The organism is Microbacterium sp. MYb72 (genome assembly GCF_002979415.1).
Lineage (GTDB): Bacteria > Actinomycetota > Actinomycetes > Actinomycetales > Microbacteriaceae > Microbacterium > Microbacterium natoriense.
Map to the genome: position 1 here is coordinate 1 of NZ_PCOT01000001.1, position 23,491 is coordinate 23,491.

20 protein-coding genes are annotated in these 23,491 nt (G+C 69.8%); 10 read left to right on the top strand and 10 right to left on the bottom strand.

What is annotated here, in order from left to right; translation table 11 throughout:
- Nucleotides 1-759 (top strand): hypothetical protein (locus CQ047_RS19015; RefSeq protein WP_258132414.1); only part of this gene is annotated, 759 nt, incomplete at its 5' end.
- A 12-nt stretch (nt 760-771) separates the two neighbouring features.
- On the opposite strand, the gene pth is transcribed toward CQ047_RS19015, so the two are convergent.
- Nucleotides 772-1,353 carry an aminoacyl-tRNA hydrolase gene (gene pth / locus CQ047_RS00010; RefSeq protein WP_105672233.1) on the bottom strand — a complete coding sequence of 194 codons (582 nt, stop codon included), beginning with the start codon at nt 1,351-1,353 and terminating at the stop codon, nt 772-774.
- Nucleotides 1,354-1,452: 99 nt separating this feature from the next.
- A complete protein-coding gene (locus CQ047_RS00015; RefSeq protein WP_105672234.1) occupies nt 1,453-2,055 on the bottom strand; it encodes a 50S ribosomal protein L25/general stress protein Ctc in 603 nt (200 codons plus the stop codon).
- Nucleotides 2,056-2,278: 223 nt separating this feature from the next.
- Here CQ047_RS00015 and CQ047_RS19020 point away from each other — a divergent pair, with 223 nt between their 5' ends.
- Nucleotides 2,279-2,404 carry a hypothetical protein gene (locus CQ047_RS19020; protein ID WP_258132415.1) on the top strand — a complete coding sequence of 42 codons (126 nt, stop codon included), beginning with the start codon at nt 2,279-2,281 and terminating at the stop codon, nt 2,402-2,404.
- 118 nt (nt 2,405-2,522) lie between these two features.
- Nucleotides 2,523-3,971 (top strand): NADP-dependent phosphogluconate dehydrogenase, encoded by a 1,449-nt coding sequence (gndA, locus tag CQ047_RS00020; RefSeq protein WP_105672235.1) that lies wholly within the window; start codon nt 2,523-2,525, stop codon nt 3,969-3,971.
- 57 nt (nt 3,972-4,028) lie between these two features.
- Here the strand turns inward: gndA and CQ047_RS00025 are convergent, their stop codons facing one another.
- The 3 genes from CQ047_RS00025 to CQ047_RS00035 all read right to left on the bottom strand — a co-directional run bounded on the left by CQ047_RS00025 (nt 4,029) and on the right by CQ047_RS00035 (nt 7,210).
- The gene (locus CQ047_RS00025; protein WP_105672236.1) at nt 4,029-4,754 is read right to left on the bottom strand and encodes an ABC transporter ATP-binding protein; all 726 of its coding nucleotides are present in this window, start codon (nt 4,752-4,754) and stop codon (nt 4,029-4,031) included.
- Nucleotides 4,755-4,783: 29 nt separating this feature from the next.
- Entirely contained in the window at nt 4,784-6,238 is a 1,455-nt protein-coding gene (locus tag CQ047_RS00030; protein WP_105672237.1) for an ABC transporter permease, read from the bottom strand.
- 87 nt (nt 6,239-6,325) lie between these two features.
- Nucleotides 6,326-7,210, bottom strand: coding sequence for an SMP-30/gluconolactonase/LRE family protein (locus CQ047_RS00035; protein WP_105672238.1), 885 nt, complete (start codon nt 7,208-7,210; stop codon nt 6,326-6,328).
- A gap of 136 nt (nt 7,211-7,346) precedes the next feature.
- On the opposite strand from CQ047_RS00035, the gene CQ047_RS00040 reads away from it, so the two are divergent.
- Both CQ047_RS00040 and CQ047_RS00045 read left to right on the top strand, forming a co-directional pair.
- The gene (locus CQ047_RS00040) at nt 7,347-8,240 is read left to right on the top strand and encodes a dihydrodipicolinate synthase family protein (protein WP_258132416.1); all 894 of its coding nucleotides are present in this window, start codon (nt 7,347-7,349) and stop codon (nt 8,238-8,240) included.
- Nucleotides 8,237-8,956, top strand: coding sequence for an SDR family NAD(P)-dependent oxidoreductase (locus CQ047_RS00045; protein ID WP_105672240.1), 720 nt, complete (start codon nt 8,237-8,239; stop codon nt 8,954-8,956). The genes CQ047_RS00040 and CQ047_RS00045 overlap by 4 nt, the downstream gene beginning before the upstream one ends.
- Nucleotides 8,957-9,029: 73 nt before the next feature.
- On the opposite strand, the gene CQ047_RS00050 is transcribed toward CQ047_RS00045, so the two are convergent.
- Genes CQ047_RS00050 through CQ047_RS00060 form a run of 3 tightly spaced genes read right to left on the bottom strand, consistent with a single transcriptional unit; the run spans nt 9,030 to nt 12,075 of the window.
- Complete coding sequence (locus CQ047_RS00050) at nt 9,030-10,337, bottom strand: ABC transporter substrate-binding protein (protein ID WP_105672241.1); 1,308 nt, start codon at nt 10,335-10,337, stop codon at nt 9,030-9,032.
- Between the two features lie 50 nt (nt 10,338-10,387).
- Nucleotides 10,388-11,245 carry a carbohydrate ABC transporter permease gene (locus CQ047_RS00055; RefSeq protein WP_105672242.1) on the bottom strand — a complete coding sequence of 286 codons (858 nt, stop codon included), beginning with the start codon at nt 11,243-11,245 and terminating at the stop codon, nt 10,388-10,390.
- Nucleotides 11,245-12,075, bottom strand: coding sequence for a carbohydrate ABC transporter permease (locus CQ047_RS00060; protein ID WP_223586148.1), 831 nt, complete (start codon nt 12,073-12,075; stop codon nt 11,245-11,247). The genes CQ047_RS00055 and CQ047_RS00060 overlap by 1 nt, the downstream gene beginning before the upstream one ends.
- 331 nt (nt 12,076-12,406) lie before the next feature.
- On the opposite strand from CQ047_RS00060, the gene CQ047_RS00065 reads away from it, so the two are divergent.
- Complete coding sequence (locus CQ047_RS00065) at nt 12,407-13,210, top strand: IclR family transcriptional regulator (protein ID WP_105672244.1); 804 nt, start codon at nt 12,407-12,409, stop codon at nt 13,208-13,210.
- A 91-nt stretch (nt 13,211-13,301) separates the two neighbouring features.
- Entirely contained in the window at nt 13,302-14,462 is a 1,161-nt protein-coding gene (locus CQ047_RS00070; RefSeq protein ID WP_105672245.1) for a mandelate racemase/muconate lactonizing enzyme family protein, read from the top strand.
- Nucleotides 14,463-14,531: 69 nt separating this feature from the next.
- On the opposite strand, the gene CQ047_RS00075 is transcribed toward CQ047_RS00070, so the two are convergent.
- Complete coding sequence (locus CQ047_RS00075; protein ID WP_146114241.1) at nt 14,532-18,554, bottom strand: hypothetical protein; 4,023 nt, start codon at nt 18,552-18,554, stop codon at nt 14,532-14,534.
- A 100-nt stretch (nt 18,555-18,654) separates the two neighbouring features.
- Here CQ047_RS00075 and CQ047_RS00080 point away from each other — a divergent pair, with 100 nt between their 5' ends.
- From CQ047_RS00080 to CQ047_RS00090, 3 genes are read left to right on the top strand one after another with little or no spacing between them, the layout of a single operon-like run.
- On the top strand, nt 18,655-19,641 hold the full coding sequence (locus tag CQ047_RS00080) for an acetylxylan esterase (RefSeq protein ID WP_219844568.1): 987 nt from the start codon (nt 18,655-18,657) through the stop codon (nt 19,639-19,641).
- Between the two features lie 44 nt (nt 19,642-19,685).
- On the top strand, nt 19,686-20,414 hold the full coding sequence (locus tag CQ047_RS00085) for a response regulator transcription factor (RefSeq protein WP_105672248.1): 729 nt from the start codon (nt 19,686-19,688) through the stop codon (nt 20,412-20,414).
- Between the two features lie 26 nt (nt 20,415-20,440).
- A complete protein-coding gene (locus CQ047_RS00090) occupies nt 20,441-21,904 on the top strand; it encodes a cell wall metabolism sensor histidine kinase WalK (protein ID WP_105672249.1) in 1,464 nt (487 codons plus the stop codon).
- Between the two features lie 30 nt (nt 21,905-21,934).
- Here the strand turns inward: CQ047_RS00090 and CQ047_RS00095 are convergent, their stop codons facing one another.
- Nucleotides 21,935-23,482: an FAD-dependent oxidoreductase gene (locus CQ047_RS00095; protein WP_105672250.1), complete on the bottom strand. Its 1,548-nt coding sequence runs from the start codon at nt 23,480-23,482 to the stop codon at nt 21,935-21,937.
- Nucleotides 23,483-23,491 lie beyond the last annotated feature (9 nt).

Genomic DNA, 23,491 nt, shown 5'->3' on the forward strand with positions numbered 1-23,491 from the left:
GTGCCCCCTGCCCCGCAGGGTGCGGATACGACGTCACCGCAGATGCCGCCGGTTCCTCCGGTCGCTCCCCCTGTCGCGCAGCCGTCGCCCGCCTTCCCGGCAGAGCCGCCCGCCTTCCCCGCGGAGCCGACCGCGTACCCGGCGCAGCCTCCGGCATATCCGGCGCAGCCGCCGGCTTTCACGGCGCAGCCCCCGGCTTTCCCGACGCAGCCCCCGACATACCCGGCGGCGGCCAGCATTCCCGCTCCCGCTCCCGCTCCCGCTCCCGCTCCCGCTCCCGGCCCCTCGTACCAGGCGCCTCCCGGTGCGTATCAGGTCCCGGTGGGCGGCTATGCGGCCCCCGCAGGAGCCTACGCCGCACCCGAAGCGGCATCCGTGAAGCCCAAGGGCCTGCTCGGCACCCTCTCGCTCATCCTCGCCGTGGTGGCCGCGATCGTGATCCCGATCATCGCCGGAGTCTCCGGCTTCGAGATCGGCCGCCGCCTCCCCTCGTCGGGGATCAACACGAGCGATCCCGAGTTCCTCTCGCTGCTCTCCCCCGCGCGGGATCAGGTGCTCTGGACGGAGATCTCGTTCTGGGTCGGCACGGTGCTCGGCATCGCGGCGATCGTCGTCGGCATCATCGCGATCGCCAAGAAGCAGCGGCGTGGCCTCGGCATCGCCGGCCTGATCCTCGCCGTGATCGGCGCCGGAGCCTTCTGGGTGATCCTGCTGTTCTCGGTCTCGATCGGCACCGCGACGGGCCTCGGCGGCTCCTGAGCCCCGACGGGATCAGCGCGGCGCGTGGTGCTTCTGCTGCGCCGCGAGCAGTCCTTCTGCGACGAGGAGCTCGACGGCATCCGCCGCGTCTGAGACGAGGATGGGCAGGTTCGCACGCTCGTCCTTGCCGAACGGAGACAGCACCCAGTCCGCGGGATCCTGTCGCCCGACCGGCCGTCCGATGCCCACGCGCACGCGCGGGAAGTCGGGGGTGGTGATGGCGCGCGCGATGTCGCGGACGCCGTTGTGCCCTCCGTGGCCTCCACCGGTCTTCAGCTTCACGGTGTCGAACGGGATGTCCAGCTCGTCGTGCACGACGATGATCTGCTCCGGCGGCACCGAGTAGAAGCGCGCGAGGGCCGCGACCGGCGTGCCCGACACGTTCATGAAGGTGTTCGGCTTCGCGAGCACGAGCTTGTCGCCGCCGGGCCGCAGCCAGGTCTCCACGACCCGCGCCCCGCCCTTGTGCTCGCGGAAACTCTCGTTCCGACGGGAGGCGAGCTCATCGACGACCATCTGCCCGATGTTGTGCCTCGTCGTCTCGTACCGGGGTCCCGGGTTGCCGAGTCCGACCACCAGCCAGGTGGATGCCATCTCATCGTCCTTTCGCCCGCGCGTCCGCAGGACTCGGTCAGGATACGACAGAGGGGGCGCGATCTGCTCGCGCCCCCTCTGCGGTGAATCGGTCGGAGATTACTCCGCGGCGGCCTCGGCCTCGGCGGCGGCGTCCGCCTCGTCGTCCGCGGCGGTGCCGGAGGACGGGACGGAGATCGCGACGACGAGCACCTCGGGGTCGGAGAGCAGCGTCGAGCCCTTGGGCAGGACGACATCGGCGGCGGTGATGTGCGCGCCGTCCTCGAGACCCTCGATCGAGACCTCGAGGTTCTCCGGGATGTGCGTGGCCTCGGCCTCGATGGACAGGGTGGTCGCGTCGAGGTTCGCGATGGTTCCGGAAGCGGACTCGCCCACGAGAACGACGGGGATGTCGATCGTGACCTTCTCGCCCTTCTTCACCACGAGCAGGTCGATGTGCTCGATGATCTGGTGCACCGGGTCCTTCTGCACGTCCTTGACCAGGGTGAGCTGGTCGCCCTTGCCCTCGATCTGGAGCTCGAGAACGGCGTTCGCGCGACGGATGATGAGCGAGACCTGGTGGCCGGGCAGTGCGACGTGCACCGGCTCGGTGCCGTGGCCGTAGATGACGGCGGGGATCTTGCCTGCGGCGCGGAGGCGGCGGGCGAAGCCCTTGCCGAAGTTGCTGCGCAGCTCGGCCTGGACCTTGGTGTCTTCAGACATGTGGTTCTCCTTCGGGACACGCAGCGGTGCGCCACGCGGTGGTCTATTCGTCATGATCTCGAACGCAGACGCGCGAGAAAGCCACCGGGCCTGCTCCGCCGCGTCGATAACGGACGCCTGCGCACGCGCAGAAGCGTCCCTCGCCGAGGTACATCCTCAATGGTACCCGATCACCCGATAGGCTGTAGCCACCGATCATCCCACCCAGATCACGGAGAATCCCATGCTCGACGGCGCCTTCCTCTCACACGCACTCGCATGGCTGATCGGCGCGATGACGGTCTGCGCGGCGGTATTCACCTTCGGCGCGCTGTTCTCCCTCGGCCGCTCGGGCTACCGCAAGGACTGACTCCCCCGCGCCTCCTCGTTCGTCGGATGCTCCGCGCATCCACGACACACGCGCGCTCCCGCTCTCCACGTCGCGATAATCTGGGTTCATCCCCTACTTCACGATCGAGGAGCCCTCTGTGCCCGAAGCATCAGCGAACATCGGAGTCGTCGGACTCGCCGTCATGGGTTCGAACCTCGCCCGCAACCTCGCGAGCCGCGAGGGCAACACCGTGGCGATCTTCAACCGCAGCTACGAGAAGACGCAGTCCGTGCTCGACGCGCACCCGGAGGCGGGCTTCATCCCGGCCTCCACCTACCAGGAGTTCGCGGACTCTCTGCAGAAGCCGCGCACCGCGATCATCATGGTCAAGGCCGGCGGCCCGACGGATGCCGTAATCGACTCCCTGGTCTCGGTCTTCGAGCCCGGCGACATCATCGTCGACGGCGGCAACGCCTTCTTCCCCGACACGATCCGCCGCGAGAAGGCCGTCCGCGAGACCGGCATCAACTTCGTCGGCGCCGGCATCTCCGGCGGTGAGGAGGGCGCACTCCTGGGCCCGTCGATCATGCCCGGCGGTTCCGACGAGTCGTGGGTGACCCTCGGCCCGATCCTGAAGTCGATCGCCGCCGTCGCCGAGGGCGAGCCGTGCGTCACGCACGTCGGCCACGACGGCGCCGGCCACTTCGTCAAGATGGTGCACAACGGCATCGAGTACGCCGACATGCAGCTCATCGCCGAGGCGTACGACCTCATCCGCCGCGGCACGGGCAAGTCGCCGGCCGAGATCGCCGAGATCTTCGCCGAGTGGAACAAGGGCGAGCTGGAGAGCTACCTGATCGAGATCACCGCCGAGGTGCTGCGCCAGATCGACGCCGCCACCGGCGAGCCGCTGGTCGACGTCATCGTCGACCAGGCGGGCGCGAAGGGCACCGGCGCATGGACCGTGCAGACGGCCCTCTCGCTCGGCGTCCCGGTCTCTGGCATCGCCGAGGCCACCTTCGCCCGCTCGCTGTCCTCGCACCCCGAGCAGCGCGCCGTGGCATCCGCCCTCCCCGGCCCCGACGAGGAGTTCGCCGTCGCCGACCAGGAGGCGTTCATCGAGGACGTGCGCCTCGCGCTGTACGCGTCGAAGATCGTCGCGTACTCGCAGGGCTTCGACGAGATCCGCGCCGGTGCAGCGGAGTACGACTGGAAGATCGACCTCGGCGCCATCTCCAAGATCTGGCGCGGCGGCTGCATCATCCGCGCGCAGTTCCTCAACCGCATCGCCGACGCCTACGACGCCGAGCCCGGGCTGCCCGTGCTGATGACGGCGCCGTACTTCGCCGAGGTCTTCGGTCGCGCCCAGGCGGCGTGGCGCCGCGTGGTCGTCGCCGCTGCCGAGGCCGGCATCCCCGCTCCCGCGTTCTCCTCGTCGCTGTCGTACTACGACGGCATCCGGGCCGACCGCCTGCCGGCCGCCCTCGTGCAGGGCCAGCGCGACTTCTTCGGCGCGCACACCTACAAGCGCATCGACAAGCCCGGCACCTTCCACACGCTGTGGTCGGGCGACCGCACCGAGATCGAGGCGGAAGACACGCACTGAGCGCGTCCGACACCATGACGAAGGCCCCGGCTCACCGCCGGGGCCTTCGTCATCTGCTCAGCGCGTGATGTCCTGCACTCGTCCGTTCGCCAGACGCAGCCGCCGCGTCGCCCGACGGGCCACGGCCGAATCGTGTGTGACCACGATCATCGTGATGCCCTCGGCGCACAGGTTCTCCAGCAGCGTGAGGATCTCGTCCCTCATGCTCTCGTCCAGATTGCCCGTCGGCTCGTCGGCCAGCAGCACCCGTGGGCGCTTGACGATGGCCCTGGCGATCGCGACCCGCTGCTGCTGTCCTCCGGAGAGCTCGGTCGGCAGGTGGCTTCCCCTGTCGTCGAGGCCGACGTGGGCGAGCGCGGCGGCGACCCGCGACTCCCGCTCCGCTCGACCGAGGGACAACGGCTCCAGCGCCATGTTCACGTTCTCCGACGCGGTGAGCGTCGGGATCAGGTTGAAACCCTGGAACACGAACCCGATCTCCTCGGCGCGAATCCGATTGAGCTCGCGGGCGGACGCCCGGGCGAGCTCCGCTCCGCCGAATCGGAGCGATCCGGATGACGGCCGGTCGAGAGCGCCGAGGAGCTGCAGAAGCGTCGACTTCCCTCCGCCCGTCGGCCCCTGGATCGTGACGAACTCGCCCGGCATGATGGCGAGGTCGACGCCGGTCACCGCGGTGACCGTGCGCCCCTTCTGCGCGTAGGTGCGGGTGAGACCCTCCGCCTGATAGAGCGGAACCCCTGGTTCCGTACCCTCCGCCGAGTGCACTGCTTCTGCGATGCTCATGTCTGATTCTCCTTGTCCGTACGAGTCCGTCATGCGACCGAGCGCAGTGCCTCGGCCGGGCTGAGCCGTGCGGCCCGCCATCCTCCGAAGGCGCCGGCGACCAGTCCACCGAGGACGGCGAGGCCCACCGCGGCGGCGAGCACCCAGGGGGTGAACGGCGCGTGGAGCACGATGTCCGCCGCCTGCTGCACCTGGAACATGCCGCCTCCCGTGGGGCCGCCCTGACCCCCGGGACCGCCCTGTGCACCGCCGCTCGAGGCGGCGACCGTCGGCTTCAGCACGTTGATGAGCACGATCCCCGCGATTCCGAGGACGAGGCCCGCCGCGCCGCCGATCAGCCCCTGGAGCATCGACTCCCCGGCGACCTGACGGACGACCCTGCCATTGGACCAGCCGATCGCCTTGAGCGTGCCGAACTCCCGTGTGCGCCGCGAGACACCGGAGAGCGTGAGCAGCACCGAGATGAGCACAGCCACGGCGAGCACGATGATCGACAGCCACGTGCCGAGGTTCGTGATCAGCGAGGTCGCGCTCGAGAGCGACGCGGACACGGTGGAGGCGAGCTCGGACTGCGAGGTGACCGTCGCATCGGGCAGCTCCTTCGTCAGCGCCGTCTGCACCGCATCGATCCCCGATGCGGAGTCGGCCTGCACGTAGATCGTCGAGACGACGTCGCCCGCGCCGGAGAGCTCCTGCGCGGTGTCGAGCGGCAGATAGACGTTCGCCGCGGTGTCTGCGGTGTCGGAGGTCGAGGCGACTATGCCGACGACCTGCACGGTCGAGCCGGCGACGTCGATCGTGCCGCCGACGGCGATCTCGTTCGTCGCCGCATAGGTCGCATCGACGAGCGCGACGAGCGCCCCCGCATCGCCGCTGGTGAAGGAGCGGCCGTCGCTGACCTCGACCGAGGCGAGCGGTCCGACGGATGCCGTCCCCGGGTCGATCCCCAGCACGGAGAACGAGTCGATTCCGAACGAGCCGCCGCCCGCTCCGTCTGCGCCGCCCTGCGGGGCGGTCTCGCCCTCCTGGGGGGCACTCTGGCCGCCCTGCGGAGAGAATCCTCCGCTCGGCATCTCGCCCGTGAACGTGGAGTCGGTCAGGCTGAGCGCCGCGGATGCCGCGGCCACGCCCTTCGTCGAGGACACCGTGTCGAGCACCGAGCTCTCCAGGGTGCCGCGCATGAGGTCGGTCCGCAGCGTCGAGCGACTGAGGGTCGTCGTCTCTCCGTCTGTGCTGCCGTCGTCAGCGCCGAAGTCGAAGCGCTGGGGTCCGCCCTCCCCCGGCTCTGCTGCGGCGCCGGTCACGGTGAGGTCGGTGCCGACCCCGTACACCGACTCCAGCGCCTGGGCCTGCGCATCGCGGACTCCCGTGGTGAGCGCGTTGACGACGATCACCAGGCCGATGGCGATCGCCAGGCCGATGGCGACGATCAGCGTCTGTCTCTTGCGGCCCGCCAGTTCGCGCCGCAGATATGTCCCGTACATGTGTCTCCTTCCTCCGCGCGATTTCGCGGGTGAGGATGACGGTATGCACCACCGCTATGGGGACCTGAGGGACGCCCGATGGGAAGCCTATGGACGCGGATGCCGCCCGCGCCACGGCAGCGCGGGCGCGCCGGGAGCATCGACCTCGACGCCCAGCAGGGCGCCGTCCGCGGTCGACGGGTGCTCCAGCCCCACGCTCGCCGTCGTGATCACGAGGAGTCGGTCGACGAGGGCGACGGCGGTCGGTCGCTTCGCGGGGAGCTCGATCGTCTCCACGAGCCGACCCGCGGGAGAGTAACGACGCACTTCTGCGGCATCCCAGACCGCGACCCAGAGCATGCCCTCCTCGTCGATGGTCATGCCGTCGGGGTTGCCGCCGTCGACGCGGCACACGGTGCGCCGTCCGGAGAGGCACCCGTCCGGGGCGACGTCGAAGGCCTCGATGCTGCGATGGGGCAGCGTGTCGATGTAGTAGAGCGTCGAACCGGACTCGTCGAAGACGAGCCCGTTGGACACGGTGACCCCGCCGAGCCTCTCGGTGGCGACCCCGTCGGCGTCGATGCTCCACAGTGCGCAGTGCGGGTCGCGGGGCATCGACTGACTACCCACCCAGAAGCGTCCGGCGGGGTCGCAGCCTCCGTCGTTCATGTAGTCGCCGGGTGCGGCGAGGTCGGCGATCAGCGGGACCACCGCCCCGTCGTCCCCGACGTGGACGAGTCCGCGGTCGACGGCGACCGCCCACCCCGCTCCCGCATCGGCGAGCGGAGCGGGAGCGCCGATCTGGGCGCCGACGACGACGGAGGAACCGGCCACGACCCTGCCGTCGGCAATGCTGCCGCGATGGAACCTGCCGGTCGACATGTCGATCCAGGCCAGGGTCCCGTCGCGCGCGTCCCAGCGCGGGGACTCCGCCTGTACGTAGCGTTCCTCGGAGAGGATCTCGACACGGCGTGAGCGGGGGGAACGCGACATCGGGGCCAGCTTTCAGTGGTAGTCCATAACCGTTATATGGCAGACTATCTCACAATGTGCATAACGCTTGCGTGAATGCGAGACTCCGATTGCGAAAGCAGGGAACTGGCCAATGCCTCCGACACTCCACGGCTTGATGCCGATCCTGGCGACCCCGTTCGACGAATCGGGCGCGCTCGACCGGCCGGGCCTCCGACGCCTGGTCGAGTTCCAGCTCGCCTCCGAGGTCGACGGCGTCGCCGTCTTCGGAATGGCCAGCGAGGGGTTCGCCCTCACGACCGACGAGCGGCGCACCATCCTCGCCGACGTCGTCGAGGTCGTCGACGGGCACGTCCCCGTCATCGCCGGCGTGAACGGCACCTCGACGGCCACCTCGATCGAGCAGGCGCTCCTGGCCGAGGAGGGGGGCGCTCACGCCCTCATGGTCCTCCCGCCGTTCATGGTCAAGCCCCCCGCAGCGACCCTCGTCGACTTCTACGGCGATGTCGCCGCGGCGACATCGCTGTCGGTCATGGTGCAGGACGCCCCCGGCGTCACCGGCGTCGTCATGCCGCCCGCCCTCATCGCGCAGCTCGCCCGCCTCGACAACGTCGACTCGGTCAAGGTCGAGGCCCCGCCCACGGCCCCCAAGGTGGGCGCCGTCGTCGAGGCGATCGGCGACGCCGACTTCGCCGTGCTCGGCGGGCAGAACGCCCAGTTCTGCCTGGAGGAGTACGCCCGCGGCGCCGTCGGCACCATGCCGGCGTGCGAGTTCCCCGATCTGCTCGGCCCTGTACTCGCCGACTTCGTCGCGGGGCGCGTCGACGAGGCGCGCGCCGGCTTCCGTCGTATGCTCCCTCTCGTGCTCATCGGACTGCAGGGCGGCATCGCGTGGGCGGTGCACAAGGAGATCCTCGTCGCGCGCGGCATCATCGAGCACGCGACCGTGCGGTATCCGGCATCGCGACTCGACGAGGGCAGCCGCGCCGCGGTCGACCTCGTGATCGAGGAGCTCGCTCTCCCCGCCGTCCCGTCAGCGGTGCGCGTGTGAGCGGCCGCGGCGTCCTGCTCATCGGCGCCAGCTCCGACATCGGCCTCGCGATCGCGCGCGCGTTCGCGTCCGACGGCGACGCCGTCGTCGGCGTCGGCCTCGAGCCCTCCGACGATCCGGTCTTCGCCCGCTACCTCGTCGCCGACTGCAGTCAGCCCGAGGCCGCGGACACCGCGGTCGCAGACGCCGTACAGGCACTGAACGGCCTCGACGTGGTCGTGCTCGCCGCAGGACGGATGCCGGTCAGCCCCGCGCATTCGACGAGCGACGACGACTGGCGCGGAGCGCTGGGCGCGACCCTCGACTCCGCGTTCTTCGTCGCTCGCGCGGCGCTCCCGCATCTCGCTCGCGGCGCGGCGATCGTCGCCGTGACGTCCGTGAACGCCTCCCTCGCCGCGCCGGGCCTGCCCGCGTACGCGGCGGCCAAGGCCGGCGTGGCCGGGCTCGTGCGTCAGCTGGCGCTCGAGTACGGTCCCCAGGGCATCCGCGTCAACGCGGTCGAGCCCGGCAGCATCTCCGCGATCGACACCGGAGAGAGCGAGGGCTACCCGCTCGGACGGATCGGCCGACCGGACGAGGTCGCCTCCGTCGTCGCGTTCCTCGCGTCCGACGCCGCGTCGTTCGTGACCGGAGCGTCGATCGCCGTCGACGGCGGTCTCTCCATCTCCTCCCCCGCCGCGTGGCTCAAGCCCGTGCTGCGCGAGCGCTGGCTCTGAGACCTCACGCCTCGCATCGAGACGACGAATGCCCCGCCGGAGAATCCGGCGGGGCATTCGTGTGCGGTGGCTGCTACTTGTTGGAGTCGAGCAGCCCCTGCACCTCCTTCTTCAGAGCGTTGAGGCCGGCCTGCACGTCGACCTGGCCGGCGAGGATCGTGGCGATGCCGCCGCCGATGGCCGCGTCGATCTGCGCGGTCACGGCCACGCGGTCCCACGCAGCGCCTCGCGCGTGCTCGGAGACCTCGGTCCGGAACGCCGCCTGGAACTTGTCGGCGGCGAGAGCGGGGATCTGGTCGGCGACCGTCTTCGCCGCCGGCGCCACCGCCGACCGCTCGTACAGCGCCGTCGCCGCCTTCACGTTGGTCGCGGCGTAGGTGATGAACTCGCGGCTCGTGAGCTCGCCCTCCCCCGCGCTCGCGAAGAGGCCGCTGCCCCATGCCCGGTTGTACGACTTCTTGCTGCCGACGGTCGGACGGGAGATCGCGCCGATGTTGTCGACGATGTTCTGCGCCCCGCCGTTGGTCTTCACGAAGGTCGACGCGAGGGGCGCGTCGTCGTACAGGGCCGTCCTGCCGCTGGCGAACAGGATGCGAGCATCGCTGCGTGCGACGTTGGTCTGCGTGAGGCCGTCGTCCTGCAGGGACTTGTACCAGGTGATCGCCTTGACGCTCTCCGCGTCGCCGAGCGTGCAGACGAGGTCGTCGGTCACGACATCGCTGCCGAAACCCCACATCCAGTGCACGGCATCCTTCAGCTCCGAGGCCTTGGTCACCGCGGCGTACGGGATGAGGGACGAGTCCTGGGACTTGATCTTCTCGAGCGCCGTCGCGAACTTCTCGACGGACATGCCGGAGGTGATCCCGACGCTCTTCGCGATCTCGCCGTTGGTGATGAGGCCGATGCCGGCCGCCGTCAGCGGCAGGACGAGCAGCTTGCCGTCCATCGTGTACGAGTCCAGCACGCCCTGCGGGATGCCGAGGCCCTTGGCGAGGTCGGTGAGGTCGGCGAGCACGTTCATCGGGGTGAGCACCTGCCACCCGCCCGACTGCCCGACGCCGAGGAGCTTGCCGGAGCGTCCGGTGAGGGCGAGCTGCGTCGCGGCCTGGTCGTACGGGTAGATGACCGGGGCCACCTTCACGCCGGCCTTCGACGAGAACCCGTCGAGGATGCCCTGCCACGCGGGCTTGAGCGCCTCCTCGCCGAGGGAGTTGCCGTAGAAGTTGATGGTCTTCGCCTTCGTCGCCGCGTTCGTCGCGGTGACGGAGCCGGGACCGGCGGGGGTGGCGCAGCCCGCGAGGGTGAGGGCGCCGAGGGCGACCAGGGCTGTGCTTCCGCCGAGGAAGGCACGGCGGCTCAGCTGCGTGTTCGTGATGGTCATGGAGACTGCTCCTTCATCGAGTTGTTCGGGTCGAGATGGTCATGGCGGCGCTATCCCTTCACCGCTCCGGCGGCGAGGCCGGAGACGAAGTAGCGCTGGAGGAGGACGAAGATGATCACGAGGGGAAGGGACGTGATGAGCGATGCCGCCATCAGCGCCGGCCAGTCGGCCGTCCCCTCGCGGATGAACGCCTGCGTGAGCCCCGCGGGCAGGGTCTGCTTGTCCGGTCCGGCGAGGGTGAGTGCGAAGAGCAGATCGCTCCAGCCCCGCATGAAGGCGAACATCGCGGCGGTGATGAGCCCCGGCACGACGAGGGGGAACACGATCCGGAACATGGTCCCCGTGCGCGAGAGTCCGTCGACCTTCGCGGCCTCGAGGATGTCGTCCGGCAGCCCGTCGATGATGCCCTTGAGCAGGAACACCGTGAGCGGGAGCGTGAACGTCGTGAACGAGATGATCAGACCGGTGTAGGTGTAGAGCAGGCCGGCGGAGCTGAGCATCAGGTAGAGGGAGATCAGCAGCAGCGCTCCGGGGATGAGCTGCCCGATGAGGAACATGAACATGATCGCGTTGCGCCCGCGGTAGCGGAACTTGGAGAGCGAGTAGGCCATGAGCCCGCCGACCAGGACGGCCAGCACCGCGGTGCCGGTCGAGACCACGACGCTGTTGCCGAGGTTCTTGATCAGCGCATCGTTCTGGAAGAAGCCGATGAAGTTCTCGAACGTCGGATCGACCGGGAAGAACGGACGATCCTGCGCGAAGACGTCCTCCTTCTTCGTGAACGCCGTGGCGGTGAGCCAGTAGATCGGCAGCAGTCCGAACAGCGCGAGCAGCACGAGGCCGATGCGTCCGGGGAGCGAGAGGCGGGGGCGGATGATCGACTCTCCGATGTCGCGGCTGCGGCTCATCACTTCTCCAGTCGTCGGTTGAGGAGCAGGTACCCGCTCGAGATGATCGCGAGGAGGACGAGCCAGAGGGCGCCCATCGCGGAGGCCTTGCCGAGTTCGTAGCTGCCGAACGCGAGCTGATAGAGGCTGAGCGCCAGGGTGGTCGTCGAGTCGCCGGGGCCACCGCCGGTCATCACGAAGATCGTGTCGAAGTTGCCGAAGTTGTAGATGAACTCCAGCACCGCGACGAGGGCGACGGGACCGGCGATGTGCGGGAGCGAGATGTAGCGGAATCGCTGCGACCGCGTGGCGCCGTCGATCGTGGCCGCCTCGATCTGCTCGCTGGGGAGCGTCTGGAGCACGGCGAGGGCGACGACCATGATCCAGGGGAACGAGTGCCAGGTCTTCGCGATGATGACCGCGGCCATGGCGCCGACGGGGTTGCCGAGCATGCTGATCTCGGGAAGGCCGAAGACGGCGAGCACGTGGTTGACCACGCCGTAGCTGTCGTTGAAGATCCAGGCCCAGAGGAAGGACACCACGACGCCGGGCAGCAGCCACGGGAGCATGAGCGCGCCGCGGAGGATGTTGCGTCCGCGGAGGCGGGAGTTGAGCAGGATCGCGAGCGCGACGCCCAGCACGAGGGGGAAGATCGTGGAGAGCGACGAGAAGACGAGGGTGGTGCCCAGCCGGGCGACGAACTCGTCCCACACCGCGACGTAGTTGTCGAACCCGACGAAGGTCCGCTCCGGGCGGAGGAGCGACTGATCGTACAGGCTCGTGCCGATGCTCGACACGAGCGGGAAGATCGCGATCACGAGGAACAGCAGGACCGCGGGAAGTGCGATCATGAATCCGAAGGTGCGATCCTTCGCGCCCAGCGTCGAGCGTCGACCGGAACGCGGTTCGACCCGTTCGCGTGTCTCGGGCCGCTCGAGGGTGGCTTGTGGCATTGCTTTCACTTTCGAGTAGGGAAGATCCCGTACGGGATCGTGCGCGTCGTCGTCACAGTCGTCGACGTTGACGTGCGGCTAGTCAACCACAATGCGGATGCGAAATCCACAAAATGCATAAGACACCCACATTTGCCTTGCTCGATGCCACTTCTCTCATTAGGATGACTGGCAGCGGCGTGGAGTCGCGACGCCGCTGATGCGGCGCCAGCAAGGAGGAGGAGTCGACATGGCATCGGAATCGGTGGGAGGCACCCAGACCGTCGAACGGGCGATGTCGCTGCTCGCATGCTTCACCGAGGAGTCGGGAGAGCTGCGCGTCTCCGAGCTCTGCACGCTGACGGGCCTCGGCCAGTCCACGGTCTCGCGCATGATGTCGGCACTCGACCGCATGAAGTTCGTGGTGCAGGACGCACGCACCGGCCTCTACCGCCTCGGCCCCGCCGCGGTCGCGCTCGGCACGATCGCCCTCAACGGCTCCCCGATCCACCGCGCCTCCCGGCAGATCGCGCAGAACCTCGCCCGCCGCATCGAGATCGGCGTGAACGTCGCCGAGCTCAGCGGCTTCACCTTCACCTACCTCTGCAACTTCGAGGGCGCGCTCGCACCGAAGTCGTTCGCGATGGCCGGCCGCACCGGCCCGCTGCACGCCACGGGCCTCGGCAAGGCTCTGCTGGCCGGGATGCCGTCGGCCGCGGTCGACGAGTACTTCCAGCAGTCCCCGCAGCGCTTCACCCCCCACACGATCGTCGACCGCGACGCCATGCAGACAGCCCTCGACGAGACCCGCAGCCGCGGGTACGCGACGGAGATCGAGGAGCTCGCCTTCGGCCGCGCCTGCATCGCGGCGCCGATCCGCAACAGGGCGGGAGAGGTCGTCGCCGCGCTCTCCGCGAGCGGACCGCTCTCGGTGCTGGATCTGCACGCACCCCATCAGGAGCTCGCGCTGCAGCTGATCGAGGCGGCCGACGAGATCTCCGTGGCCCTGGGCTACAGCCCCTCCCGCTCCGCGTCGGCGTTCGCCGCGCTCTGACCCGCGGCGCGGCATCGACCGCGACGCTCGAATCCCTCGCCGAGGCACCCGCCATCGGCCTCTTCCCTCACGACTGTCTTCGGAGACCCCTGTGAAAATCGCGCGCGTGCAGACCTTCCCGCTCTTCCTGTCGAGGGAGGAAGCCGACGACTCCTACGCGGGCGACACGGGCGTGGCGCATCGCGGCTACGTCATCCGACCGCCGTGGCGGAGCCTGTACTCCCCCGGCTACGAGACCCTGATGGTGAAGATCGAGACCGACGACGGCCTGGTCGGCTGGGGAGAGGCGCTCGCCCCCGTCGCCCCCGAGGTCGCCGCGGCGATCGTGGATCGTCTGCTCACGCCGCTCATCATTGGGGAGGACCCCCGTTCGGTGCGGACCCTCTGGCACCGCATGACGGAGTCGATGCGCGAGCGCGGCCACCTCACCGGTCATCAGGCCGATGCGATGGCGGCGGTCGACATCGCCCTGTGGGACCTCTGGGGGCGCGCGACCGGACTCTCCGTGTCCGAACTCGCCGGCGGACGCTTCGCCGAGGTCCTGCCCGCCTATGTCTCCGGCATCCGCGGCGACGACGACGTGGAGCGCGCCGACAAGGCCGCCGCGCTCGTCGAGGCCGGCGTGCGCCGGATCAAGCTGCACCTCGGCACCGACATCCGCACCGACCTCGCGACCTTCGACGCGATCAAGGCGGTGCACCCTGACCTCGATCTCGCGCTCGACGCCCACTGGACGTACCGCCTCGGAGAGGCGAAGGCGCTCGGCCGCGAGCTCGACGACCGCAGGGCCTGGTTCTTCGAGGCGCCGCTGGCTCCGGAGGACGTCGAGGGGCACCGCGACCTCGCGGCGAGCCTCGCCACCCCCATCGCCGTGGGCGAGGCGATGCGCAGCCGCTTCGAGTTCGCCGACTGGCTCAGCCGCCGGGCGGTCGGGCTCACGCAGCCCGACATCGGACGCACGGGCATCACCGAGGGTCTCGCGATCGCCGCCGTGGCCGACGCGTTCCACGCCCAGGTCGCCCCTCACCACTCGGCCGCCTTCGGCATCGCGATGGCCGCGGGCGTGCACGTCGCGGCGAGCTCCGCCTCCCTGCTCGCGTTCGAGTACCAGCCGTTCACGCTTCCGGTGGCGAACCGCATCCTCACCACTCCGCTGGAGGTGCAGCCCGACGGCGGCTTCCTCGTCCCCACCGGCCCCGGCCTCGGCGTCGAGGTCGACGAGGACGTGGTCCGCGGGTACGTGCGCAGCTGAGCGCAGCCGACCACGCACACGAGAAGGGGGTGCGCCGGGATCTCTCCCGGCGCACCCCCCTTCTCGTCGTCAGTCGCCGATCCGGACGAACTGCGCCGCGCTCACGCGGTGGATGCTCGTGTTGCGCACCTCCAGCTTCACGACGCCGACCGCGCCTGCGCCGTAGCGGAACGTCCCGAGAGAGCGCCAGGCCGCGGCGCCAACGGTCTGGTCCACGATCACCTCCGTGCTGCCAGACTCGTGCTGGACGATGTAGGCCGCGGACGTCGTGGTCGTGGGGTTCGTCGGGTACCAGACCGACACCCGGTAGAGCCCCGCCTGCGGCAGATTCGCGTTCCAGGTGACCGTGCTGCCCACCGAGTCGGCGTCGCTGTAGCGGGTGCGCGTGCCGTTCCACCCGGAGAGCCCGCTCGGGTACCACCGCCCCGCCTCGAGATACCCGGGCCACGGGGACTGCGTGTGGGCGATCACGCCCTCGTCGGCGACCCGCACGAGCACCCCTCGCCGCAGCGTCTGATCCAGCCGCGCCTCGAACCTGATCGTCGATCCGGGCGCGACGGTCGGTCCCGCCGTGACCGTCCACGAGTGCGTGAGGTCGGACCGCGGCGGCACCGTCACGACGGCATCCCGCTGGGCGATGCTCCACGCCGTGGTTCCGTACAGCGACAGCGTCGCCTGCAGCGGGGTGACGCCCGTGTTGATGACGAGCGCGGTCAGGGTGGCGACAGCGCCGGGACCGCTCACGATCTCCTTGTCCGAGGTCAGCGACACGAGGCGGCGCCTGTCGATCACCTCGATGGGAGCCGGACGCAGAACGATCGGCGCCCCTCCGGGCACCGACAGGGATGCCGCGATCTGCACCTCCCCGAGCGGGGCAGCCGCCGCGATGACCGCCGCCGCCTCCACGCGGGCGGTGCCGTGCGCCGGGACGGACACCGCCGGCACGGGGCCCTCGAGCTGCCACCCGGTCGGGAGGGTCGCGGTGACCGACCCGCTGATCGCCGCGTTCGTGGCGTTGCGCACCTCGATCGTCAGCGGCACGCGATCCCCCGCCGTCCCCGTGGCCTGGGCGACGACGTCTCCCGCGACGCCGGAGTGCGCGCCGCTGATGCGCGAGGGCAGCCGCAGCGTGACCTCCGACGTGGTGACCCCACCCGCCGTGACCGTGTAGCTGATGCTCTTGGTCGGGTCGTCGACCCCGATCGTCCATTCGTAGGGGTAGCCCTTGGCCGGCGCCTGCTGCACGGGCTGCGAGCCGATGCGATAGCTCAGCGTGGCCGCCTGCTCGGTGTCGATCTGGACGTAGGCGTCGTACCCCTCCCCGCCCGGCCTGACCAGCAGCAGCCCGCGGACGAGCCCGTACTCCCCCGACGGATCGGAATCGACCTCGCTGAAGCTGTCGGATCCGTGGTCGACGATGTCGTCGGAGGGCAGCGCGGGGCGCTCGACGGTCACATCGCGCACGACGAGTGCGAGCAGGCCGTGCCCCGGGACCGTGACCGTGACCCTGCCGTTGTGCCCCGAGACGGACGAGCGACTGCCGTCCGCCGCGACCAGTTCGACCACGGGTGCGGAGCCGCGAGGGATTCCGGTGAGGTCGCTGGACAGGTCGACCACGACCTGCTGCGCACCGGCGGCGGAGTTGGTGAGGCTGAGGTAGAGCGCGTCGTTGCCGACGCCGCCGATCCAGTTGACCAGGGGGTTGTCGAGCGAGATGAGACCCGCGGGGAGGTACGGCCAGACTCCGGTCTCGCCGAAGAACGTGCCGGGGGCGTGACCGTACGCGAAGAACTTGAAGTACGCGAAGTCAGCCTCGAACACATGCGGGAAGTCGATGCTGCCCGAGCTGCGGTAGAAGCTCTCGCTGATGAGGTAGTCCATCGCGAGCCCCAGCTGTGCGGGGGCGTGATGGAAGTAGTACCCGGTGATCCCGACGGGCCCGCTCGTGGCGAAGTCGGGCTTCATGTGGGCGACCTGGAACTGACGTCCGTAGTAGCCGGGGTAGGTCGTGAAGCGTCCGATCACCATGTTGTGCGCCACATCGGCGAGCAGATCGTCGCCGGTGTGGTGCGCGAGCCGGAGCAGCGCCCCGGCCCAGCACGGGTTGAAGACGTAGCCGCCTCCCGGATCGGTCAGCGAGCTGACGCCCAGCTTGAACGACGACAGGGCCTCGAACGTGAGTCCTGACGGCGAGACGTACCACGCGGGAACGGTCTCGGTCGCGACGCTCGTCGTCGGATAGCTCGGGAGCGAGCTGCGCGTCTCCCAGTCGTACTGCTGAGTGATCACGTGGCCGTCGGGGACGGTGACGTTCTGATCGGGGACCGGACGCACGGCCGTCTGCGTGATGAACCGCTGGGCTTCGCGGTACGCGCCGTCGAGGAACTCCGTGTCGCCGGTGACCTCGAACAGCTCAAGCAGGTCGACCCAGTACTTCGAGAAGCTGTAGGCGAATCCGCCGGGCGGCTGGCCGTTGCTGCGGTACGGGGTGAGGATCTGCTCGCGCGTGTACCTCTTGCCGATCAGGCTCGCCTCCGCGAGGTACGCGGGGTCTCCGGTGATCCGGTACGTGGCCAGGGCGTTCGAGAAGGGCGCCCTGCTCTGCCCGACGACGCCGGCCTTCGTGGCCTGCACGGCGAGGCGCTGGATCGACGCGTTGCGCCCGTGCGTGAGCTGATAGAGGGACGCGAGGTTCACGGCATCCGTGGCGATCTTGCCCAGCCGGTACTGCGTCGTGTCGTTGTACACGGGGCTGCCGATGACCGGCGAGTGCCCGATGCCCTTGCGGGAGAGCTGGTACTCGATGAGCGGTCGCGCTCGCCGCTCGTACAGGGTGCTGTCCGCCGTGCCCGTGAGGTAGTGCGCCGCCAGCACGACGCCGCTCGCGGCGGTGCGGACGGCATCCTCGTTCTCGACGTCGACGAATCCCTTGGCCCGGCTCCACCAGCCCGAGAACGACGGGATGTAGTCGGTCGAGTCGTCGCCGTTCGGCTCGATGGCGATGAGCTCGGTCATCGAGTGCACGGCGTCGGTCAGGGAGCGGTCGTAGACGTTCCGCCGGTACGCGGTGAGCCCGTACTCGTCGCGGCACAGCCGGGTGTAGGTGCCGTACAGGGTGTCGGCGCGGGCGGCGATGCCGAAGGCGAACCCGCGCTGCTGTCCGACCGTCATCGCGGTGCGCAGCCCCGGTTGCGGGGAGTACATGCTCGGCACGACGTCGAGGCTGTCGTTGCGCAGGCTCATGCCGTAGGGCTGGCGATCCGACATGAGCTGACGCTCGTGCACGAACTCGGCGACCTCCGCGGGGAGGTACAGCCCCGAGGTGACCGCGACCCCGCCGACCTCGTACTGGGTCAGCGCCATCGGCGCGAAGAGCTCCCATGCGCCGAGGGGCGCCGAGCCGTCGAGGACGGAGAGCGCGTGCTGGTACGAGCCGCAGAGCACTTCGTCGACGTCGTCCAGCGACCTCGTGTCCTGGCTCTGGTACCCGACGATGTAGTCGCCCGCCGTCTTCGCCGTCAGCACGTAGTGCGCCTCCGGGTTGTCACCTTCGAGCCGCCAGCGCACGACCAGGTCGACGTCGTCCGTGCTCGTGCGGAGCTCGATCGCCTGTGGTCCGAGCACCTGATACGACGTGAAGCCCAGCCAGCTCGTCGCCAGCGGTCCGTAGAGCTCTGGAGCACTGCCGGACGGCAGGGTGCCCGTCAGCACGACCCACTGCTCGTCGAAGCGGTGCGCCTGATCGGTGATGGGCAGCCAGGCGCCGTTCCGCTTGACCTCGAGGTCGCGGACGATCGTCTCCCCGCCGTCCCATGTGGCGTGGTGGAACGTCATCCGGTGGTTCTGCCCCACGAGCTGTGCGACCTGCGTCAGTGCCAGGTTGGGCTTCGTCAGCCGGCGCAGCGCGTCGGGAAAGGCCCCGCCGGTTCCGGTGACCGTGGCTCCGACGCCCATCATCGACGCCGAGGCCGATGAGGGGCTGCCCCCGAGGACCGGAGGCAGCACCCCGGCGATCACCAGCATCCGCAGAACCGCCCGACGACTCCAGAGCGTGGCGTCGTCGCCGGCCCCCGTGTTCGAAATTGAATCCATGATGCACATGATGCAATCTGTATGCGACAATGTCAACGGATGCCCCCGCGCCGATACGATGGCGCCGTCGATCGCCCTCACCCCCGAGAGGACCCACCAGGTGCCCCAGGACACGCCGGAAGAGCTGACGGAGTACGCGCTGAGCGCTCTGCTCCTGCCGCCGGCTCCGCCGATCGAACCGGACGACTTCGACGAGTTCTGGACGGCGACCCACGAGGAGTTCGGCGTCGGCCCCGTGGAGTGGGCGACGACGCACGAGCTCGCCCCGACCGACACGCATCGCGTCTCGGCGCTGACGTTCGCCTCGTCCGCGGGCGAATCCGCAGCGGCCTACCTGATGCTGCCCCTCGACCCCTCGGCGATCCGCCGTGGTCTCGTCGTCGGTCACGGCTACGGGGGCCGCACCGCCCCGGATCCCGACCGCGTCCCGTCGGATACCGCCGCGATCTTCCCGTGCGCCCCCGGCACGCACCCCGGCACGCCCAGCCGCTTCCCCGCCGTCCCCGATGAGCACGTGATCGCCGGGATCGCGCACCGCGACACGTACTCGCACCGCTTCGCCGCCGCCGACATCTGGCGCGCCGCGACGATCCTGCTCGACATCGCGCCGTCCGCCGCGCCCGCCCTCGACTTCAGCGGCAGCAGCTTCGGCGGCGGCATCGGTGCGATGGCCCTCCCCTGGGATCCGCGGTTCCGCCGCGCTGTCCTCGACGTCCCGAGCTTCGGTCATCACGCGATCCGCCTCACCCGGCGGTGCACGGGCAGCGGAGAGGCCGTCCGCCGGCTGCTGCACGAGCATCCGGAGCACCGGCCCGTCATCGACTACTTCGATGCGGCCATCGCCGCACGGCGGCTGCGCATCCCCACCCTCACGATCGCCGCGGTGCTCGATCCGGCCGTGGATCCGCGCGGGCAGTTCGCCGTGCATCACGCGATCCCGGCGCCCTCACGCCTCGGCGTGAGGGCGAACGGACACCTGGACGGCCCCCTCGGCGCCGCGGCCGATCGCCTCGCCCTCCAGCAGGGCATCGACTTCCTCGCGCTCCCGGCGGATCGCCTCGCGCCGGAGCTCCCAGACAACACATAGCGCTCTCCATAGAAATCACATAGGAGATTCCGCAGAATGGGTGCATGAGCACTGTGCATCCCGATCTGCGCCGCCCCGACGGCTCCCCCCTGCGCATCCTCGCCGTCGACGACGAGCAGATGCTGACCGACCTGCTCGCGATGGCGCTCCGCATGGAGGGCTGGGAGGTGCGCACCGCGTCCTCCGGTCTCGAAGCGCTGCAGGTCGCACGCGAGTTCGAGCCCGATGCGCTCGTGCTCGACATCATGATGCCCGACCTCGACGGCATGTCGGTGCTGCGGCGGCTGCGCGAGTCGGGGAGCCTCGTCCCCGTGCTCTTCCTGACCGCGAAGGATGCCGTCGGCGATCGCGTCGCCGGACTCACCGCCGGCGGCGACGACTACGTCACCAAGCCGTTCAGTCTGGAGGAGGTCATCGCCCGCCTCCGCGCGATCATCCGGCGCACGGGTCACGCCACGGCCGACGACGGGCAGTCGATCCTGCGCGTCGCCGACCTGACGCTCAACGAGGACAGCCACGAGGTGGTCCGCGACGGCACCGAGATCGAGCTCACCGCGACGGAGTTCGAGCTGCTGCGCTACCTCATGCGCAACGAGCGCCGCGTCCTGTCGAAGGCGCAGATCCTCGACCGCGTCTGGAGCTACGACTTCGGCGGCAAGTCCTCCGTCGTCGAGCTGTACATCTCCTACCTGCGCAAGAAGATCGATGCGGGCCGCACGCCGCTGCTGCACACGGTGCGCGGCGTCGGCTACATGATCAAGGCCCCTCAGTGAGCATCACGAGGATGCCGCGGCGCCCGATGAGCCTGCAGACGCGGCTGATGTCCGCCGTGATCGGGTTCGTGTCGCTCATCCTCGTGATCGTCGCGGTCATCACCAGCGCCATCCTGGGGCGGACGCTGGAGGATCAGCTCGATCAGAAGCTGTTCACCACCGCGAGCGAGGTCGTCGGACGCATCGATCAGCTCCCCGGGAGCTTCGCCACCACCGAGCAGGCACTCTCGGGGATGCCCGTGGAGAACGGGTCGCTGTTCGCCGTCTCGAGCCAGGCGGGCACGGGCGGCATCGTGCTGAGCAGCCAGAACAACGAGCTCACCGGGGGCGCCCGCAGCCTGACCAAGGCGCAGCTGGTGCAGATCAACGATGCGCTGAACGGCGGTCGCACCGCGACCGTGACGATCGAGAGCCTCGGCTCCTACCGCGTCGTCGTGGCCACATCACCCGTCTCCCACTCCGTCGTCGTCGCGGGTCTTCCCCGCACCGGCATCCAGAACCAGATGGCCACCCTGTTCACGGTGATCGTGCTCGCGACGCTGGGCGGGCTGATCCTGCTCGCGCTCACCACGGCCATCACCATCCGCCTGAGCCTGCGCCCGCTCCGGGCGATGGCCGCGACCGCGACCCGCGTCGCGAACCAGCCGCTCGACCGCGGCGAGGTCGACATCACCGAGCGCATACCCGCGTCCGAGGCCGACCCCCGCACCGAGACCGGGCTGGTCGGCGCCTCCCTGAACAAGCTGCTCGACCACGTCAACACCTCCCTGGCCGCGCGCCAGAAGAACGAGGAGCGGATGCGGCGCTTCGTCGCCGACGCGAGCCACGAGCTGCGCACTCCCCTGGCGTCGATCCGCGGGTACTCTGAGCTCTCCCTGCGCGCGCTCGGCCAGCAGGAGGGCCCGGCGGTGATCGAGAGCACGACCACGTCTCTCGAACGCATCCAGGCGCAGTCGCTGCGGATGACGCGCCTCGTCGAAGATCTGCTGCTCCTCGCTCGCCTCGACGAGGGCAGGGAGCTCGTCTACGGCACGGTCGACCTCACGCAGCTGGGACTGGAGGGCGTGTCGGATGCGCGCCCCACCGCACCCGATCACCGCTGGAACATCGAGGTCCCCGACGAGCCCGTCGTGATCGTCGGGGATGCCGGCCGCATGCACCAGGTGGTCACGAATCTCCTCGCCAACGCGCGAACCCACACTCCCGCCGGCACCGAGATCACACTCAGCGTCAGCCGTGAGGGCGAGGAGGCGGTGCTGCGCGTGCACGACGACGGCCCCGGCATCGACCCGGCCGTCCGCGACGAGCTGTTCGCGCGGTTCGCCCGCGGGGACAGCTCGCGCGCCAGGCAGACCGGAGGCACCGGCCTCGGGCTCGCGATCGTCAAGGCGATCGTCGAGGGGCACCACGGGCACATCACGGTCGAGAGCGTTCCGGGGAGCACGACGTTCAGCGTCCGCCTCCCGATCGAGCCGGTCGTCGGTGCCTGAGCCGGTGCGGACGTCGCGTCCTCGTGACGCTCAGTACCCGGCGAACGCGTCGGTCGTGAGGCTGTGCGCCTTCTGCAGGGCCGGAGCGAGGTCGGCGATCAGCCGCGGAGGGCCGGAGATGAAGGCGTGCCGCGCCGCGATGTCGGGAACGTACCGGTCGAGCTCCGCGGCGTCGAGGCGCACGCCCCGCGCCCAGGTCCAGTGCGCGGGGAGATCGGCCGGCTCCTCGCGCGTGAACACGACGACCCGGGCGCCCGTGGCGGCCAGCTCGTCGCGGAACGCCAGCTCGGCGGGCTCCGACGCCACGTAGACCAGCACGACGTCTCGGATCTCCCCCGCCAGCTGCAGCTGGCGCAGCTGGGAGACGAACGGCGTCACGCCGATGCCGGCCGCCACCATGAGCACCGGCGCCTGCGAGCGCGGCAGCAGGAAGTCGCCCCAGGTGCCGGTGACCGCGAGAGTCGCACCGGGCTGAGCGGCCGCCAGCGCGCGCTTGTAGCTGGACGGATGCTTCTGGTCGCCGTCCTTGTAGGCGATGCGCAGCGTCGGCAGATCGCCCGGGGCCGACACGATGCTGAACTCGCGCCTCGTTCCGCGAGCGTCGGCACGGCGGTGCGGCACGTCCAGCTCGAGGTACTGCCCCGGGAGGAACCTCAGCCTGCTCCTGGTGCGGAACGTCAGCTCCTGCACGGTCGGGGTGATGAACTCCCGCTTCTCGAGGGTGAGCCGCACCGAGCCGCGCACGGCGAACGCGAAGGCGAGCAGGTTTCCGATCAGCAGCGCCCGCTCCTGACCAAGGGTGATCCCGCCGATCAGGATCGGCCAGCCCGCGAGGACGCCGACGAGCGCGGCCACGGAGAACTGCTGCCACCGCCGCGGCGGCAGGGTCAGCGGCTCGGAGAGCATGAACGCGCCGAGGAACAGGTAGGGCGACTGCATCAGCGCGAACGACAGCGCCGTCGCGAGGTCGAAGGGAAGCCCTCCCTGCGACAGCTGGACGTACTGCCGCAGCAGCGCGACGACGATCGCGACGAGGAGGAAGACCAGCACGATCCGCACCTTCTCGGTGCGCCAGAGCACGATCAGTCCGAGGAGCGCGACGGGGACGAACAGCGCCGGCGTGCCGACCCACCACGACGAGAAGGTCCCGAGACCGGTGATCGTGACCACCGCGGCGCCGAACGCCGCCGGGTTGAGGATGTGACGGCCGCGCCAGGCGATCACGTACTTCGAGATGCTGGCGAGCGCCCCGGCCAGAGCCAGTCCGCCGAGAGAGGGGAGATCGGCGCCCGGCTGCAGCACGAACAGCAGGATGAGCGCCGTGACCAGAGACGACTCGATGCGCCACGGCAGCCGCAGCACTCGCTGCGCGGCGGCATCCACGGCCGAGATCACGACCGCCAGCACGGCGAAGGAGACCACCAGCGCGAGCGGCGTCGGCGAGACGAGCCCGAAGAAGGAGAGCACCTCGGCGAGTGCGGCCAGCGCGAGCAGCGAGAACAGCACGAGCCGGTACATCGACAGTGCCCCGAGGATCGCGAGGACTCGCTGCCTGACAGTGGTGAAAGCGGTGATCACGGCTTCTAC

Coding starts and splice junctions, on each gene's coding strand:
- pth (WP_105672233.1), bottom strand. CDS start 1,353: ATGGCATCCACCTGGCTGGTGGTCGGACTCGGCAACCCGGGACCCCGG.
- CQ047_RS00015 (WP_105672234.1), bottom strand. CDS start 2,055: ATGTCTGAAGACACCAAGGTCCAGGCCGAGCTGCGCAGCAACTTCGGC.
- CQ047_RS19020 (WP_258132415.1), top strand. CDS start 2,279: ATGCTCGACGGCGCCTTCCTCTCACACGCACTCGCATGGCTGATCGGC.
- CQ047_RS00025 (WP_105672236.1), bottom strand. CDS start 4,754: ATGAGCATCGCAGAAGCAGTGCACTCGGCGGAGGGTACGGAACCAGGG.
- CQ047_RS00030 (WP_105672237.1), bottom strand. CDS start 6,238: ATGTACGGGACATATCTGCGGCGCGAACTGGCGGGCCGCAAGAGACAG.
- CQ047_RS00035 (WP_105672238.1), bottom strand. CDS start 7,210: ATGTCGCGTTCCCCCCGCTCACGCCGTGTCGAGATCCTCTCCGAGGAA.
- CQ047_RS00040 (WP_258132416.1), top strand. CDS start 7,347: ATGCCGATCCTGGCGACCCCGTTCGACGAATCGGGCGCGCTCGACCGG.
- CQ047_RS00050 (WP_105672241.1), bottom strand. CDS start 10,337: ATGACCATCACGAACACGCAGCTGAGCCGCCGTGCCTTCCTCGGCGGA.
- CQ047_RS00055 (WP_105672242.1), bottom strand. CDS start 11,245: ATGAGCCGCAGCCGCGACATCGGAGAGTCGATCATCCGCCCCCGCCTC.
- CQ047_RS00060 (WP_223586148.1), bottom strand. CDS start 12,075: ATGATCGCACTTCCCGCGGTCCTGCTGTTCCTCGTGATCGCGATCTTC.
- CQ047_RS00065 (WP_105672244.1), top strand. CDS start 12,407: ATGGCATCGGAATCGGTGGGAGGCACCCAGACCGTCGAACGGGCGATG.
- CQ047_RS00075 (WP_146114241.1), bottom strand. CDS start 18,554: ATGGATTCAATTTCGAACACGGGGGCCGGCGACGACGCCACGCTCTGG.
- CQ047_RS00085 (WP_105672248.1), top strand. CDS start 19,686: ATGAGCACTGTGCATCCCGATCTGCGCCGCCCCGACGGCTCCCCCCTG.
- CQ047_RS00090 (WP_105672249.1), top strand. CDS start 20,441: ATGAGCCTGCAGACGCGGCTGATGTCCGCCGTGATCGGGTTCGTGTCG.